11 protein-coding genes, 1 other RNA gene and 1 pseudogene are annotated in these 15,123 nt (G+C 40.2%); 12 read left to right on the forward strand and 1 reads right to left on the reverse strand.

Features of this window, described 5'->3' with window-relative positions; translation table 11 throughout:
* The first annotated feature begins 5 nt into the window (after positions 1 to 5).
* From Q7O55_RS03450 to Q7O55_RS03500, 11 genes are all read left to right on the forward strand, one after another.
* Entirely contained in the window at positions 6 to 1,406 is a 1,401-nt protein-coding gene (locus tag Q7O55_RS03450; protein WP_303928314.1) for a DASS family sodium-coupled anion symporter, read from the forward strand.
* A gap of 210 nt (positions 1,407 to 1,616) precedes the next feature.
* An RNA gene (gene ffs / locus Q7O55_RS03455) (signal recognition particle sRNA small type) lies at positions 1,617 to 1,716 on the forward strand.
* Between the two features lie 109 nt (positions 1,717 to 1,825).
* Entirely contained in the window at positions 1,826 to 4,513 is a 2,688-nt protein-coding gene (dnaX, locus tag Q7O55_RS03460) for a DNA polymerase III subunit gamma/tau (protein ID WP_303928317.1), read from the forward strand.
* A 140-nt stretch (positions 4,514 to 4,653) separates the two neighbouring features.
* Complete coding sequence (locus Q7O55_RS03465; RefSeq protein ID WP_008714816.1) at positions 4,654 to 4,983, forward strand: YbaB/EbfC family nucleoid-associated protein; 330 nt, start codon at positions 4,654 to 4,656, stop codon at positions 4,981 to 4,983.
* Entirely contained in the window at positions 4,984 to 5,580 is a 597-nt protein-coding gene (recR, locus tag Q7O55_RS03470; RefSeq protein ID WP_303928322.1) for a recombination mediator RecR, read from the forward strand.
* 1 nt (position 5,581) lies between these two features.
* Positions 5,582 to 5,833, forward strand: coding sequence for a hypothetical protein (locus tag Q7O55_RS03475; protein ID WP_303928324.1), 252 nt, complete (start codon positions 5,582 to 5,584; stop codon positions 5,831 to 5,833).
* 12 nt (positions 5,834 to 5,845) lie between these two features.
* Positions 5,846 to 8,434 (forward strand): 3'-5' exonuclease, encoded by a 2,589-nt coding sequence (locus Q7O55_RS03480; protein WP_303928327.1) that lies wholly within the window; start codon positions 5,846 to 5,848, stop codon positions 8,432 to 8,434.
* Entirely contained in the window at positions 8,434 to 9,552 is a 1,119-nt protein-coding gene (locus tag Q7O55_RS03485; RefSeq protein ID WP_303928330.1) for an RluA family pseudouridine synthase, read from the forward strand. Before Q7O55_RS03480 ends, Q7O55_RS03485 begins: the two co-directional genes overlap by 1 nt.
* Before the next feature lie 260 nt (positions 9,553 to 9,812).
* On the forward strand, positions 9,813 to 10,937 hold the full coding sequence (locus Q7O55_RS03490) for a cation diffusion facilitator family transporter (protein ID WP_303928333.1): 1,125 nt from the start codon (positions 9,813 to 9,815) through the stop codon (positions 10,935 to 10,937).
* Between the two features lie 205 nt (positions 10,938 to 11,142).
* On the forward strand, positions 11,143 to 12,039 hold the full coding sequence (locus Q7O55_RS03495; RefSeq protein WP_303928335.1) for a hypothetical protein: 897 nt from the start codon (positions 11,143 to 11,145) through the stop codon (positions 12,037 to 12,039).
* An 81-nt stretch (positions 12,040 to 12,120) separates the two neighbouring features.
* Positions 12,121 to 12,693 (forward strand): immunity protein YezG family protein, encoded by a 573-nt coding sequence (locus Q7O55_RS03500; protein WP_303928337.1) that lies wholly within the window; start codon positions 12,121 to 12,123, stop codon positions 12,691 to 12,693.
* Between the two features lie 31 nt (positions 12,694 to 12,724).
* Here Q7O55_RS03500 and Q7O55_RS03505 read toward each other — a convergent pair whose 3' ends face one another.
* A complete protein-coding gene (locus Q7O55_RS03505) occupies positions 12,725 to 14,167 on the reverse strand; it encodes an amino acid permease (RefSeq protein ID WP_303928339.1) in 1,443 nt (480 codons plus the stop codon).
* 285 nt (positions 14,168 to 14,452) lie between these two features.
* On the opposite strand from Q7O55_RS03505, the pseudogene Q7O55_RS03515 reads away from it, so the two are divergent.
* A pseudogene (locus Q7O55_RS03515) lies at positions 14,453 to 14,961 on the forward strand (pyridoxamine 5'-phosphate oxidase family protein).
* Positions 14,962 to 15,123: the final 162 nt, after the last annotated feature.

Raw genomic sequence — 15,123 nt, forward strand, 5'->3', positions numbered from 1 at the left:
CTCTCATGGAGAAGCTCATAAAAAGTTTAGTATGTATCATACCAGTTATTGTGTTCTGGTTTATTCCTGTGCCAGAAGGGTTACAAGCTAGCACTTGGCACATTTTAGGGCTTTACTTAGGTACTGTATTGGGTGTTATTTTGCGTCCTTATCCAGAACCAGTTATTTTGATTTCTAGTATGGCCATTTTATCTGTAGGTTATCTTGATTTAAAGTCAGCTCTTGCTGAATTTTCTAGCTCTACATCTTGGCTTATTTTAACTGCATTTATTATTGGTCATTGTTTTGTTATTACTGGTCTTGGCAAACGTATTGCGTATTTGTTGATTGATAAATTCGGTCATACTACATTACGTCTTGGCTATGTATCAACATTAACAGATTTTATTTTGAGTCCTGCTATTCCCTCTAACACAGCTCGTTCGGGTGGTTTGGTGTTTCCAATTTTCCAATCGTTGGCAACTACACTTGATTCCTACCCAGATAAGAATCCTAACCGCGTTGGGCGATTCTTTATGACCTTGTTATATCAAAATAGCTTGACCACAGGTACATTGTTTGTTACATCTGGTGCCATCATGCCAATGATGATTAAGTTTGCAAACGATATCATGGGTGTTGATATTTCTTGGGTAGGTTGGGCACAAGCGATGTTAGTCCCTGGTGGCATCTTACTTTTGATTACCCCATATGTGGTGTACAGAATTAATACACCAGAACTAAAAGTGGTAGATAATAAAGCGTTGGCTAAAAAAGGTCTTGAAGAATTAGGACCTATGTCTACAAAAGAAAAGATCTTAGAAGCACTCTTTGTACTCGCTATCTTAGGCTGGCTTACAGGGGGAATTACAAAAATTTCTACTGCAGCTGTTGCTATTGGCTTTTTGGCTCTCGCAACTATTACTCGCGTTATCGACTGGAAAGAAGTTATGGATGTTAAAAGTGGTTGGAGCACATTTGTATGGTATTCTGGTATTATGTCCATTTCTGCAGTACTTACTAAAGGTGGTTTCTTCACTTGGCTTGGTGAGTATTTGAAACATCATCTTGCATTGCATGGTATTGATACTCTTGTAGCTATGGGGATTTTACTCTTGCTTACTATGATAGTGCGTTATTTCTTTGCATCCACTATTGCTTATGTAGTAACGTTTGTACCAGTTATCTTTACTCTTGGTCATGTAGCTAACTTACCTGCGATTCCCCTTCTTTTACTCGTAGCAGCATCTGCTCAAATTGCTAGCCTTTTAACTCATTATGGTAATGCAGTTGGTCCATTGTTGTTTGGTGCAGGGTATGTTTCTCAACAACGTTGGTGGTTAACAGGCCATATCGTGGCATACTACTCAATGATTGTTTATTTTGTTGTAGGCTTGGCTTGGTGGAAAGTATTAGGCCTTTGGTAAGTTTTACTTACTTTAATGTAATTAAAAACTAATTATTTGTTACCTATCTTAATAACATATAGGCATAGAAGAAAGACTATTTAATCCTTACGCGAACTAGAGGTATGGTTCTAAACTATATCTGTAGAAGGATGAATAGTCTTTTTTCTGTCTAGACTTCTATTTATTCATCATGTATAATATTTATATTGCAATATTGGATCATGGCAGTTCTCGGGCCTGTGCAATGGGGGCCTGTGAATCGTGTCAGGACTGAGAGGTAGCAGCACTAAGCGGCAACCTTCATGTGCCACGGGGAACCCGGGGGCTGTCGTGATCGAGTATTGCAAGGCGGCCTATAGGGTCGCTTTTTTTATGTCTAATTTTCCTGAATATGGTATAATAAAGTATTGTAAGTTTCGGAAAAAGGGGGTGTTCCAATGGCATATATTGCGCTATATCGTAAGTATCGTCCGCAGACATTTACCGATGTAGTCGGTCAGCATCAGGTGTCTGATACATTGATGCGCGCTATCCGCGAGGATAAGGTAGCTCATGCCTATTTATTTGCCGGTCCACGGGGGACTGGTAAGACGAGTATGGCGAAGATTTTTGCGCGTGCTATCAACTGCGAGCATGGTCCAACGGATCACCCCTGTAACGAGTGTAGTGCTTGTAAATCGATTTTGAGTGGACAGTCCATGGATGTCCTTGAAATCGACGCCGCATCTAATCGCGGTATCGATGAGGTACGTGCTCTCCGTGAAAGCGTCAAATTTATGCCTGTTGAGGGGCGTAAAAAGGTTTTCATTATCGACGAAGCCCATATGCTTACCACAGAGGCATGGAATGCGCTTTTAAAAACAATCGAAGAGCCGCCTGCTCATGTGATGTTTATCTTTGCTACTACAGAAATTGAAAAATTGCCTGTTACTATCGTGTCTCGTTGTCAGCGCTATACCTTTAGACGCATTACCTCTGATGACATAGCTCAACGTCTATCTTACGTAGCAGAAAAAGAAGGCTTTGGCCTTGATTCTGCGGCGGCTCAGCTTATCGCTGTTCATGCAGACGGTGGTTTGCGTGATGCCTTGAGTATTCTAGACCAATGTGCAGGTATGGCAACAGGCTCTATTACACCGCAAGTGGTGGAAGAGTTAATTGGTCTCGTAAGTAAAGAATGGATTATTCACTTCCTAGATGCTTTGCGCAACGGCGATGGCCCTAAAGTATTATCCTACATTCACGATGCATTGGCAGAGGGTCGCGATGCAACGCAGATTATGGAAGCCCTCATTCAACATGTGCGCGCCTTACTCGTTGGTAAGGTGGCTCCTGATGCGGATGAGCTCAAGGTATACGATGCCTTTAAGGATGAGTTCCTAGCTCAGGCCAATACTGTTGATTTTAATGAACTTAACCAATATGTGCGCAGTGCTCAATCCATCATGAATGATGCGAAACAAGTGGACAATCCGCGAACTATCATCGAAATGGGCCTACTCGTGCTTTGTGCTAAATTAGGTTCTGTTGATGAAAGCATCGAAGATCGCGTATATGCATTAGAAAGTGCCGAGAGATCTGAACGAAATGATTTATTGAACCGCATGGCTCAATTGGAACAACGAGGCCCCGTAGCAGCTCCAACAACATATGGTGCTAATGCATTTGTACCACCACAAGGTGGCTATGCGAATAGTTTTGTATCTGTTGATACTACTGTAACTACACAGGATGCTCCAATGAGCAGCACTCAAAATACTACTATTGATGCAGTGCCACCATCAAGTGGTGTGGGGATGACACCGCCTCCTATGAATGGGGTAGGTATGACGCCTCCACCGATGGGAGCACCAGGTAGTACACCTCCTCCGATGAATGGAGTGGGCATGGCTCCGCCACCGATGGGCGGGGTTGGCATGGCGCCACCGCCAAATAATGGGGACACGGCTTCCCAAAAACCTACAAGAAACCAAGCTAAAGGTCGTGCTAAAAAAGGTGTTAGTACACAGGCCATCATTAGTGAACAAATCTTGTCTGCTCAAGAGTATCGCAATGTACAATCCAATGTGATTAAATACTTGAAGGATAGCAATCGCAATATGACGTCTACCGTTATTGGTCAAGGTCAACTTGTATATGTAGACCAAAGCAAAGCGGTCATGGCTTTTAAAAATACATTGCATCTCAATGTGATGACTAATGAAGTGAACTTGGCTGAAGCAGCTGATGCTTTCACCTATACACTGGGCTATGCGGTACACGTAGAAATCGTGGATGCCCTCACGCAAGTTTATAAAGACTATAAAAAGGCTGCTGGTAGCACCACACAACGCCAAGTAAAAGCATCCCAACGGCCACAAGAACCGATGGTTGATGTAAAGACGACCTCCGGTGCGGAACCGACACAAATGGATTTGACCAATGATTCGCAAGAGAGTAAGCCTGATTCTGCGGCTGTGGACGCGGCTAAGGCTACGGCGATGGCATTCTTAGCTAAGAAAACCGGCGATGCTGTTGCAAATACAGTAGTTAGTGATAGTGCGAATACAACTACAATAGCTGCATCAGAAACTGCATTAGGAGCTGGCGTAGAAACAGAGCCAGCATCCGGTGGAGATGTGCCGATTACATCTTTTGATGGCAGTCCATCTAATCAGGTTCCTGATGGTGAGATTCCTATCGAGTCTTTTGCAGGCTCTATTGAAGGGGATGATATTCCGGTTCATTCCTTTGATGATGTGCCTGTAGACGATATGGAGGGTTCTTATGTATCATCCTTAGATGATATGCCACCACATCCATTAGATAGTGTGACTGTTATCAGTGAGAATGGAGAAGTGTTAGAGCGTCCTATGGATAGCGGTGCGCATATCGAGGTGGAAGCTGTCCCAAAGTCTGATGGGGTTGAACCTCGTGAGGTAACCCCGCATCAAAGTGATGGAAATGGTATGCTTTCGCCAGCACCTATTGAAGTAGAGGCTATCGATAGTGTTACGGTGGCTCGTGAATACGCATGGGACCCAACAAAAATGACCGAAGAGGAACGAAATAATCCTTTATTGGCAGAAACATTAGAAAAACTATCTGAAGACCATGACATCATCGTCGAGGTCATCGAAGAATAGATGAAAAGCAATCGTTATATAATAACCTTTGGCCTTAGGGCTATTAGGAGACATATATGTTATAGACCTATGTTATATAGTATTAATGATATGGACTTAGAATATTAGTATAGGACGATGTCCTAAAAGGAGGAAATACAATGTTTGGTAAAGGTATGGGCAATATGACTGGCATGATGAAAAAAGTTCAAAAAATGCAAGCAGATATGAAGAAAATGCAAGAAGAGTTAAAAACTCGTACTGTAGAAGCTTCCGTAGGTGGCGGTGCTGTAACCGTTGTGATGAACGGTGAAAAAATCATCGAATCTTTGAAATTGAACCCTACAGCTGTTGATCCTGAAGATGTAGAAATGTTAGAAGATCTAGTAATGGCTGCGGTAAACGAAGCTAGCAAAAAAGTGGACGACCTCTTGGCTCAAGAAATGGGCAAGGTAACTGGTGGTCTTAACTTGCCAACAGGTTTATTTTAAATGATAAATGCTTTAGAACGGCTCGTAGAGCAGTTGCGTCGCTTGCCTGGCATCGGCTCCAAGTCGGCTAGACGCTTGGCCTATCATTTGGTAGAAATGCCGAAGGAAGAGGTAGACCGTCTCGTGGAAACCATCGTAGAAGCGAAGGGGGCTACGCGTCACTGTTCTATTTGCTTTAACTTATCAGCTCAAGATCCTTGCGAATTCTGTAGCAATCCGAACCGTGATCATACGACGATTATGGTTGTTGAAACATCTCGCGATGTCATTGCTATCGAGCGCAGTGGTGATTATAAGGGCTTGTATCATGTATTGGAAGGTGCCTTGTCCCCTATGGAGGGCATCGGTGCCGATGATATTCGCGTAAAAGAATTGATTGCACGCCTTCGCGATGGTGTTGTACAAGAGGTTATCCTCGCGACAGATCCAGATGTCGAAGGAGAAGCAACAGCTCTGTATTTGGCGCGCTTATTAAGTCCAAGTGGCATTAAGGTAACGCGCATTGCCCGCGGTGTTCCTGTGGGTGGCGATATTGAATATGCCGATGAATTAACGCTAGGCGGTGCCGTAGTGAACCGTCAAGAAATGAAAGGATAATATGGAATCTTTATTAGCATCACCGATTATATCGGCGGTTATTTCCGTTGCTGTAGCCTACATTGCTTTCAAGGTAGCATTTTTCACCATTAAACGGGTGGCTATGAATGTTGTGATTGGTGGCTTAACCTACTGGGTATGTGTTCATGTACTTGAGATTCCAATGGATATTGGAGTTGGTATTTGGGCATTAACAGCAATTTTAGGTCCTATTCCTATGGTTTTAGCTGCTATATATTACGGCATTTTATAACAGGAGGTCTTTATGCTTATCAATCGTGAACAACAACGCGTTATTGATGAAGTGGAACAGAATATCCTCTTGTTAGCGTCCGCTGGGACGGGAAAAACGAATACACTTGCTTATCGAGTGGCTCACCTCATCGAGGGCGGCTATGCGAAGGCGGAAAATATCTTGTGCATGACCTTTACGAACAAGGCCGCAAATGAGATGAAAGACCGCATTCAATCGCTCGTAGGCAGTCCTGCAAAGGCTGTGGAGGTTAGTACATTCCACAGCTTTTGCTTTTTCATTCTCCAACAAGAGGGAAAGCGCAACGAAAGCTTGTACACGGACGTGACTATCTTTGACGAAGAAGACTGCAAGGAACTTTCTGAACCGTACCGTCCTGGTAAATTGCGAGAAATGTCTTTTGCTAATGTTATCGCTATGGTGAAAGAATATCGCTCTTTATATGGATTTTATTCTGATGACCTCGTAGGTGATTATAAACGCACTATTGAGCGCTTGCAGAAGGAGCAGCGTGAAGCCATTGAGCAGCAATTCTCCAGCTTTGGCAATGTCCTCTATAGTGAACTCAATGATTTCTTGAACCATGGTCACGAATGGATTGCTGCGTATGATGAAAGCCTAGCTTCCGTGCATGGCCTAGATTTTACGGATCTGATCTGCGGTGTTCATCGTCTATTCCAAGACCCTGTAGTTCGTGAACGTTGGCGCAGTCGTTACAGCTATATCTCTGTAGATGAAATGCAAGATACGGGCGTACTGGAGTACAAGGTTCTAGAAATGCTGTGGGAAGGTAATCACGTGCTACTATGTGGCGACTATTTCCAAACGATTTACGAATGGCGTGGCTCCGATCCGTTCCGCTTGCTTAAGCAATTTGATGCGGATTTCAAGCCCTTGAAAATCATCTTTTATGAAAACTATCGCTCTAACTGGACGCTTTTTACGATGGCTTTCAAGACCTTGCAAAATATGTTCCCCGATCTAGTTGGGTCTATCTACACTGAATTGCCTCGTGCCAATAGTGAAAGCAAGGGTAAGCCAGTTCTCATTAAAGGCTGTAAAAATAGCTACCTTGAGGGCCGATATATCTACGAAGCTATCTACGCCTTACCAAAGGATGCTAATATCGGCGTTCTCGTGCGAGATAATAAAAAGGCTCAACGATTGAGTGACTCCTTTGAACGCCTTAACGGTGAGCGTCCTGAAGAGGAACGCCGTCAATTTATGATTATCGACGAGTTCAAATTCTTTAGACGTCAAGAAATCAAAGACGTTATGGCTTACTTTAAACTGCTTATGAACCCGAATGACTCCGTCAGCGCTAAGCGCATTATAAAACGCTATGTTGCTGGCATCGGTGACGCTCGTATCGCTGCGATTGAAAGCCCTGAGACGCGTCAAGTAGGTTTAAAATTGACGGATTTCATGGATATGCCTATCTTTGAGGCGGAGCCTTATGCAAAGCTTGTCAGTGGATTAGAGCAGCACGAAGTAGTTGTTTATGACGTGGAGAGCACCGGTACGGATACGTCTCAAGACCGCATCATTCAAATTGCAGCTATTCGCATCGATGAAAATGGACAGGTTTTAGAGGCCTTTGAACGCTTTATCAATCCTGGTTTACCTGTTGGTCAATCCGAAGAGGTACACGGCTTCTCCGATGCGTATTTACAAGAGCACGGCGAAGAGCCAGCGATAGTGTTACAAGCCTTTAAGGAATTCTCGAAGAATGCTATTATTGTAGGTCACAATGTAAACTATGATGTAAGCATTTTTACGAACGAATTGGCGCGTCATAACTTAGGTAATCCCGAGTTCAAGGCTATCTACGATACCCTCGATATCTACCGTCGTTTCTATCCTAATTTACCAAATCATAAATTGGGCTTCCTTGCGTCTGAGTTTCCTATCCACCATGAGCCAACGCACAATGCGATGGACGATATATTAGCCACTGCACAGCTTTTAATCTATGCGGTGAAAGAAAATATCGTGCCTACTACAACGGGACGTATGGTAGCTATTAACAAATATAAGGCAGCTTTCACCAATATCGCATCTCAAATGGCGACGTTGCGTAGAAAAGCCTATACGGAGATGCCAACGAAATTATTGGCGTACATCATGAATCAAATGGGAGTTCTAGAATACTACAAATCTCATGGAGAAGCGGCTAAAGTAGAGCATATACGCGATTTATATCGTATCATGGAAAAATTAGATGCGGCTTATGAAGGGCCAGCAGGATTAGCGCGGTTAAATCAAATCTTGCAGCTCGCAGCTCTCACGGCGGGCGAGCCTGCACAACAGGTGCGAAACGAAGCCCGCATTCCTATCATTACCATTCACCAAGCAAAGGGCAGTGAGTTCGATTACGTATTTTTAGCAGGACTCAACGAAGGTACGTTCCCAAGTCCTTTTGCCCTTGCAGAAGGTCGTGATGATGAAGAAAAGCGCTTGTTCTATGTGGCCATCACTCGACCTAAACAAGAATTGACCATTACCTTTGAACAGACGAATATAAGAGGTCGAGCTGTTCAACCAAGCTCGCTACTCAACTATATGCCACGAGATCCTGAACTCGTAGAAAGGAGATACTGATGGCGCGAAAAACACATCGTCCTGATGATATTCTGTGGACCGTGACCGCTGTAGATATAGACGCTGTGCTTAGTCAGAAATATGCAAAACAAAAGCTGTCTAATAACGGTCGAGACGTATTTAGTAGCAGTCGAGGTATATCGAGTAGCAATCAAGACATGTCAAGTGGTGATCTAGAACATACTGGCGAAGCATGTGATATTTCACTTGGCGAAGTGTTAGATACTAAATATCCTCGAAAGTCCTTAGTTAAACTCTTTGAAGAGAAATTAATCCATATTAATGGGCATAAGGCTGCACCAAAGGATGTAATTTCCGTAGACGATGAGATCTGGATTGCTATGGCAAAGGAAAAAATAGATCACGACCCTATCGAAATGGACTTACACATTCTATATGAAGATGATGATCTCCTTATTGTGGATAAGCCAAGTGGTGTGACGGTGAACTCTAAAGATCAACTATCTCTTGCCAATGGGGTGGCGCACTATTTTAAAGAACATGGTATCAAGCGAAAGGTACGTTTCTTGAACCGTCTAGATCGAGATACGACGGGCTGTATTGTCATTGCTAAAAGCGGTCTAGCTCAAAGTCTTTATCAACAGCAAATGGATGATAATACTTTTGAAAAGTGGTATATGGCTACTGTAGAAGGCATTGTAGAAGCTGATGAGGATACTTTAGTATTCCCTATGGAACGCAGTGCTGATGGTATTCATTACGAAGTAAATGCAAAGGGCAAAGAGACTCGCACAGATTTTTCCGTCCTATGTAGACATTCTTCCCGGCCTGTGGATAACTCTGTGAATAAGTCTGAAAATTCTGTGGATATAGGACTAAAAAATGTGGATATAGAATTAGTAGATGTGGATAAAAATAATCCAAATGTGGACAAAACTGTGTATAAGTCCAATAAATGTGGATATACTGAGGTTTTAGTTCGTTTGTACACAGGGAAAACACATCAAATTCGAGTAGCTTTCAGCCATATAGGGCACCCTCTTGTAGGGGATACATTATACGGTGCACAACCTACGAGACAGCCATTCCAATTACGCGCTCAAAAGGTAGTATTTACACACATTCGCACAGGAGAGCGTATTACGGTTACGGCATAATCTGATCTGGTTAACTCGTTACGTAATACAAAATACTAGTTTGTTAGTCATAAGTCTGTACTATACATTGTGAAGTCACAATACATCAAAAATTCTAATTGAGAAATGAGAATTATTGATAACTCAGTAAAACCAATAAGTTTAAAAAATTTTTTCAAGAAAAATAATGACAAATGATAATCGATAAGCTATAATATAAATAGGAGTAAATCGATATAGTTCAATTTAAGAACTATAAATCAGAATGTAAGAGGTGTAGTATGATTTTACAAGAAAATAGTGCAGCACGTAATCGGGGGATTACACTTGCCAGTATAAAAGGCATTATAGGCAATATAGTTCTCGTTATCTTTAAAATGATTGTGGGCCTTGCGTCTAATTCTATCGCCATCATCCTTGATGCGGTAAATAATTTAACCGACGTGTTGTCCTCTGTATTGACCATTGTAGGCACGAAATTAGCTGCCAAAGGGGCTGACAAGGAGCATCCATTTGGGCATGGTCGTATAGAATATATGACTACCATGGCCATAGCTTTTATCATTCTTGGTGCTGGTATTGGATCTCTTAAGGAATCTGTGGAAAAAATTATCCACCCTGAGGTATCTACCTTTGATATTCCAGGTCTTGTCATCATCGCTGTTGCCATCGTGGTGAAAGTAGTGATGGGCCGTTATATCAAGACACAAGGTGAAAAATATAAATCCGATGCGCTCGTAGCATCTGGTATAGATGCCCTTTTTGATGCGGTAATTACCTTTGCCACATTGATATCTGCAGGCCTAGTATACTTCTTTAACTTTGATATTCAAGGTTATGTGGGTGCGGCTATCTCTGCTTTGATTTTGAAAGCAGCGTATGATATTTTGCGCGAAATGTATAATCATTTGCTTGGTATTCGGGCAGATGACAATTTAATCCGTGAGATTAAAGAAACTATCGCTCAACATCCAAATGTGGGGGGCGTATATGATTTAGTATTAAATAGCTATGGTCCAGGCGAAACAATTGGTTCCGTTCACATTACAGTGCCAGATACGATGACAATGGCAGAAGTTCATCCCCTAACAAAGGGCATTGCGGTTCATCTTTATAAAAAGTTTGGCATCAATATGACCGTTGGTGTATATGCTGAAAACAAACCAAGTGTAGAAGTACTTGAAATTAGAAAAGCTCTTGATCAAGTTATTAGTTTATATACACATGTAGTACAAGTACATGCCTTCTACGTACAAGAAGAAAAGAAGGTTATCTACTACGATATTATCTTTGACTTTGACGAAGAAGATCCACATAGTACATTAGAAAAAATCAAGGCAGAAATGCAAAAACGCTGCCCTGAATATACCCAATTCGCTATTGTGGATACGGATTTTAGTAATTAATTTAGTAATATTGATTTTAGCTATCTAAGCGAATAGAAACTTCTAAGTATATCTCTTTACTATATGAAACAATTTCATAACTAATATTATAAAAAAGGCTTTAACCAATAATCGATGGAACGTATCTTGTCAAGTATTGGTAGAAGCCTTTTCTTTTATTAGTCTAGAGATTTAGTTATACTATAGGTAAGAGAGAGGTGGTCCTATGTCGCAATGGATAAAGAAACATTATATTGTAAGTTTTTTTATTTTTCTTATTCTTGTTTTGGGTGCCTTACACCTCAGTGGTATGAGAAATGAGAAATGTATTTTACCCAAACAAGGGATAATTTTAGAAAAGGATATTACTGTTGATATTAATCGTAATTCAAATGCAATCTTAACAGTTATAAATGCAAGTAACTACTCTGAATCTTATGCCATTGATGTATTACCTATTATGAAAGAATATAACTGTTATATTTTTGATTATCTTATCGTTAATGATGAATTATATCTGCTTGCACGCTCTAATGATACTATTTCTAATATGAATTTGTATCCGCTTTTGATTTTGAGGGTCACTGATACATCTTTGACTGCTAATATTATAGGATATGATTTTGATAAGTTTTTTGCCTCATTAGACTATATCGATGGTAATATCATAGCCTCTAATAGGGAGGGAAAATATATTTTAGATGCTACTTTATCTGCTACTAAAATAGTTGATACAGATCCACGTTTGGTTCAACAAAAGAAAGAAAGTAAACATGGTATTAAAAATGATAAAGTAATATTAGACTCTCTTATTCCTAGAGAATTATATATAAATGGTAAGGTAGGAGATACTTATTTGCTCACGGTTACTCCTCTTATATATGCGAAACCAAATATGAATTTACCTTTTGATTTTTTTAAAGCTGAACAGTATTATGGTATTCCTATATATGAAAATATGATGTTGTTTTGGAATGTTAAGACTAATAGAATGGAAAGTTATGATAATCTAAAATCTATAACTTCTTTCAATATAAAATATATGGATATGAATTATAATACTGAACTTTTCGAACAATGGAATCAAATAATTAAGAATGTAAATACTGAAAAATCAAATTAACTTGATAATATATAGTTGAATGAATATAATGTATTGTATAAAATGTAATTTGTGTTGATAAATTCTCTAAGGAGAGATGGAATGAAAAAAATTGCTCTTATCGCAATAGCTGTAATGGCGGTTGTTGGTGTGTGCGCGGTTCAGCCTGCAGATGCAAAAAAGGTAGAACAAGATCCAGTAGTGGCACCTATTGATATGCCTATGAATGATGAAATTCAACAGGTTAATGGTGTGTCTAAATCAACAAATAAAGAAACACGACGTTTGTCTAATAATTTAGCAGAAGCTACAAAAGTGATGATTAAAAAGAATTGGAAGACCATTTATATTAAAGCAGTTCCTACGGGAGATAAGGATGCTGTACACTTTTATTACAAAGATAATAGAGGTCAAGTATACAATGGCCAAGTTATTAGAAATACAGGTCTATCCAAGGGTAAATATATGACAGGTTCTTTACGTCAAACTGAGGCATTGCAAGAATTAGTTAACCATTTGCAACAGAATGGTCAAGAAGTACCATCCTCTATTGATATCATCATCACTCAAGAAGGCTATCGCATTAAGACTATCTTTAATTACAATGAAAATATAAGTAATCTACCAGCGTATCAACAACAATATGAACAAGAAAACTTCCCGACTATGAAGTAATAGAAAAGCCCGTGCATGCACGGGCTTTTTGTTAGATTACGTAATCATCGGAATCATCTTTTTTAGATTTTTTGTAAATTTCTTTTACACCAGCCATTTCGATGAGTTCTTCCCCAAGAGCATCTTCATCATCCGTATTGAGCATGGAGTAGAAGGCCCAAAGAATGATGAACCAAATTGGTGTGAACAAGAGGGCAATTCGAGTATCTTCATTTAAGGCTAGAATTGCTAGAACGAAAACAAAGAACGCGAGGATAACGTAATTCATTACTGGGTATAGAGGCATTTTAAATTTAGACTGTGCCGCTACCTCAGGATTTTTCTTGCGATATTTGAGATGGCAAATAACCATCATGGCCCAAATAAAGATGAAGCAGAATGTGGAGATTGATGTAATCATAACGAATACTGCTTCAGGCATTACGTAGTTGAGTACAACCGTAATCAATAATACGGCTGCCGAGAAAATCGTTGCTTGGTATGGTACGCTACTGTTAGTCAAACGACGCATAGAACTAGGTGCGTGACCGCGTTTTGCTAGGGCGTAAATCATACGACCTGTACTGAAGATACCGGAGTTTGTAGCAGAGGCTGCAGAAGTAAGAACAACGAAGTTTACGATACCTGCAGCGGCTGTAATGCCAACTGCTGTAAACACGGCTACAAATGGGCTTGCAGCAGGGTTAACGGCAGTCCAAGGGTAAATACTCATGATGATGGCTAAAGAGCCCACATAGAATAAAATAATACGTAATGGAATATTATTTATGGCCATTGGAATAACCTTTTCAGGATTTTCCGTTTCGCCAGCTGTTAGACCTACGAGTTCGATACCTGTGAAAGCAAATACAACCATTTGGAATGATAGAATAAAGCCCATCGTTCCATTCGGGAACCATCCTCCGTAGTTCCACATATTGCTAAAGGCGGCGACGCCAGCATCTGTAGTAAAACCTGTAACAATCATGATGATACCGATTATGATAAGAGAGATAATAGCGATTACCTTAATCAAGGCAAACCAGAATTCCATTTCGCCGAAATGTTTTACAGCTGTCAAGTTCATTAACAACAAGACGATTAAAACAAGTAAGGCGGGTATCCATTGGGGCAGCCACGGTATCCAGTACTGCATGTAGAGGCCTACGGCCGTTAAGTCTGCCATGGCTAGTGAAAGCCAGCAGAACCAGTATGTCCATCCCGTGATAAATGCTGCTCGATCCCCTAAGTAATCTTCTACAAAGTCGATAAAAGAGTGGTGGTTTAGGTTAGATAACAGTAATTCGCCTAGTGCTCTCATAATAAAGAAGCAAATAACACCTGTTATTAGGTAGGCGAATATAATGGATGGACCAGCCAAGTGAATGGCGCGGCCGGAGCCTAAGAATAAACCTGTACCAATAGCACCGCCGATAGCGAGCAACTGTACATGCCTGTTCTTAAGGCCCCGTTTTAACTGATGAGTATCAGACATAATAAAGACCTCTTTTCTACAAACTATCTATAAACATAAAAAGCCATGGATAACCATAACTTTCATAATCTATAGAATCTATAAAACTATTTTCTTATAATACAGTATCTATTCTAAAAAGTCAAATGTATTTTTTCAGTGGACAAATCTTAGAGGTATATTTAGTAAACTACCTTGATTAATATAGATTACTTATAGCTTTCAAAAGGATTGGTGAGAAATATAGCTGAAAAATTGTTATAATAATACATGAACTATCATTAAAATATAACCGTGGAGGCTATTATGAGACGTCAAGATCGTATGGTTACAAATATAGATGAAATTAAAGATATTTTAAACAGCACGCGTATCATTCACCTAGGCATGATAGATGGTGATTACCCTTGGTACCTTTACATTTCGGTTATGAAATTGTAGATGATATACTCTACATCTATGTACATGGCTATCATGAGGGGAAGAAGTTTAGTTTGATTCAAGCGAATCCTCATGTATTTATCGAAATTGATGGTGATGATGAGGCTCTCGTTTCAGGTGGAGATATTCCTTGTAAATATAGTTCAGTCTATTCCAGTGTAATGGGACGAGGAGAGGCTGCTTATTTAGAGAATATTGATGAAAAAGTTCATGGTTTACAAGTGTTGATGAAGCATCAGACTGGTCGAGAATTTACCTTTACCGATGCCATGGTAAACTCTGTGGGCGTCGTTCAAATTAAAGTTGTAGACTATACTGCAAAAAGACGAAGACAGCTTGAACAAGATATTATTATGCCTCTATTAACTAAATAATGACAAAACATCCTATTGAACTCTATTGTAATATAGCGTTTAGTAGGATGTTTTATTATGTATAACTAATAAGCATTAAAGCAGCTAATGGCTCATAACTATACTTTCACAATAGGAAAGATAAAAGTTTTATGAAGTAGCTAGGGCAACAGAATCGGCAGC

This window comes from Veillonella parvula (assembly GCF_945949885.1).
Lineage (GTDB): Bacteria > Bacillota > Negativicutes > Veillonellales > Veillonellaceae > Veillonella > Veillonella parvula_B.

Coding starts and splice junctions, on each gene's coding strand:
- Q7O55_RS03450 (WP_303928314.1), top strand. CDS start 6: ATGGAGAAGCTCATAAAAAGTTTAGTATGTATCATACCAGTTATTGTG.
- Q7O55_RS03475 (WP_303928324.1), top strand. CDS start 5,582: ATGGAATCTTTATTAGCATCACCGATTATATCGGCGGTTATTTCCGTT.
- Q7O55_RS03490 (WP_303928333.1), top strand. CDS start 9,813: ATGATTTTACAAGAAAATAGTGCAGCACGTAATCGGGGGATTACACTT.
- Q7O55_RS03480 (WP_303928327.1), top strand. CDS start 5,846: ATGCTTATCAATCGTGAACAACAACGCGTTATTGATGAAGTGGAACAG.
- recR (WP_303928322.1), top strand. CDS start 4,984: ATGATAAATGCTTTAGAACGGCTCGTAGAGCAGTTGCGTCGCTTGCCT.
- Q7O55_RS03500 (WP_303928337.1), top strand. CDS start 12,121: ATGAAAAAAATTGCTCTTATCGCAATAGCTGTAATGGCGGTTGTTGGT.
- Q7O55_RS03505 (WP_303928339.1), bottom strand. CDS start 14,167: ATGTCTGATACTCATCAGTTAAAACGGGGCCTTAAGAACAGGCATGTA.
- Q7O55_RS03465 (WP_008714816.1), top strand. CDS start 4,654: ATGTTTGGTAAAGGTATGGGCAATATGACTGGCATGATGAAAAAAGTT.
- dnaX (WP_303928317.1), top strand. CDS start 1,826: ATGGCATATATTGCGCTATATCGTAAGTATCGTCCGCAGACATTTACC.
- Q7O55_RS03495 (WP_303928335.1), top strand. CDS start 11,143: ATGTCGCAATGGATAAAGAAACATTATATTGTAAGTTTTTTTATTTTT.
- Q7O55_RS03485 (WP_303928330.1), top strand. CDS start 8,434: ATGGCGCGAAAAACACATCGTCCTGATGATATTCTGTGGACCGTGACC.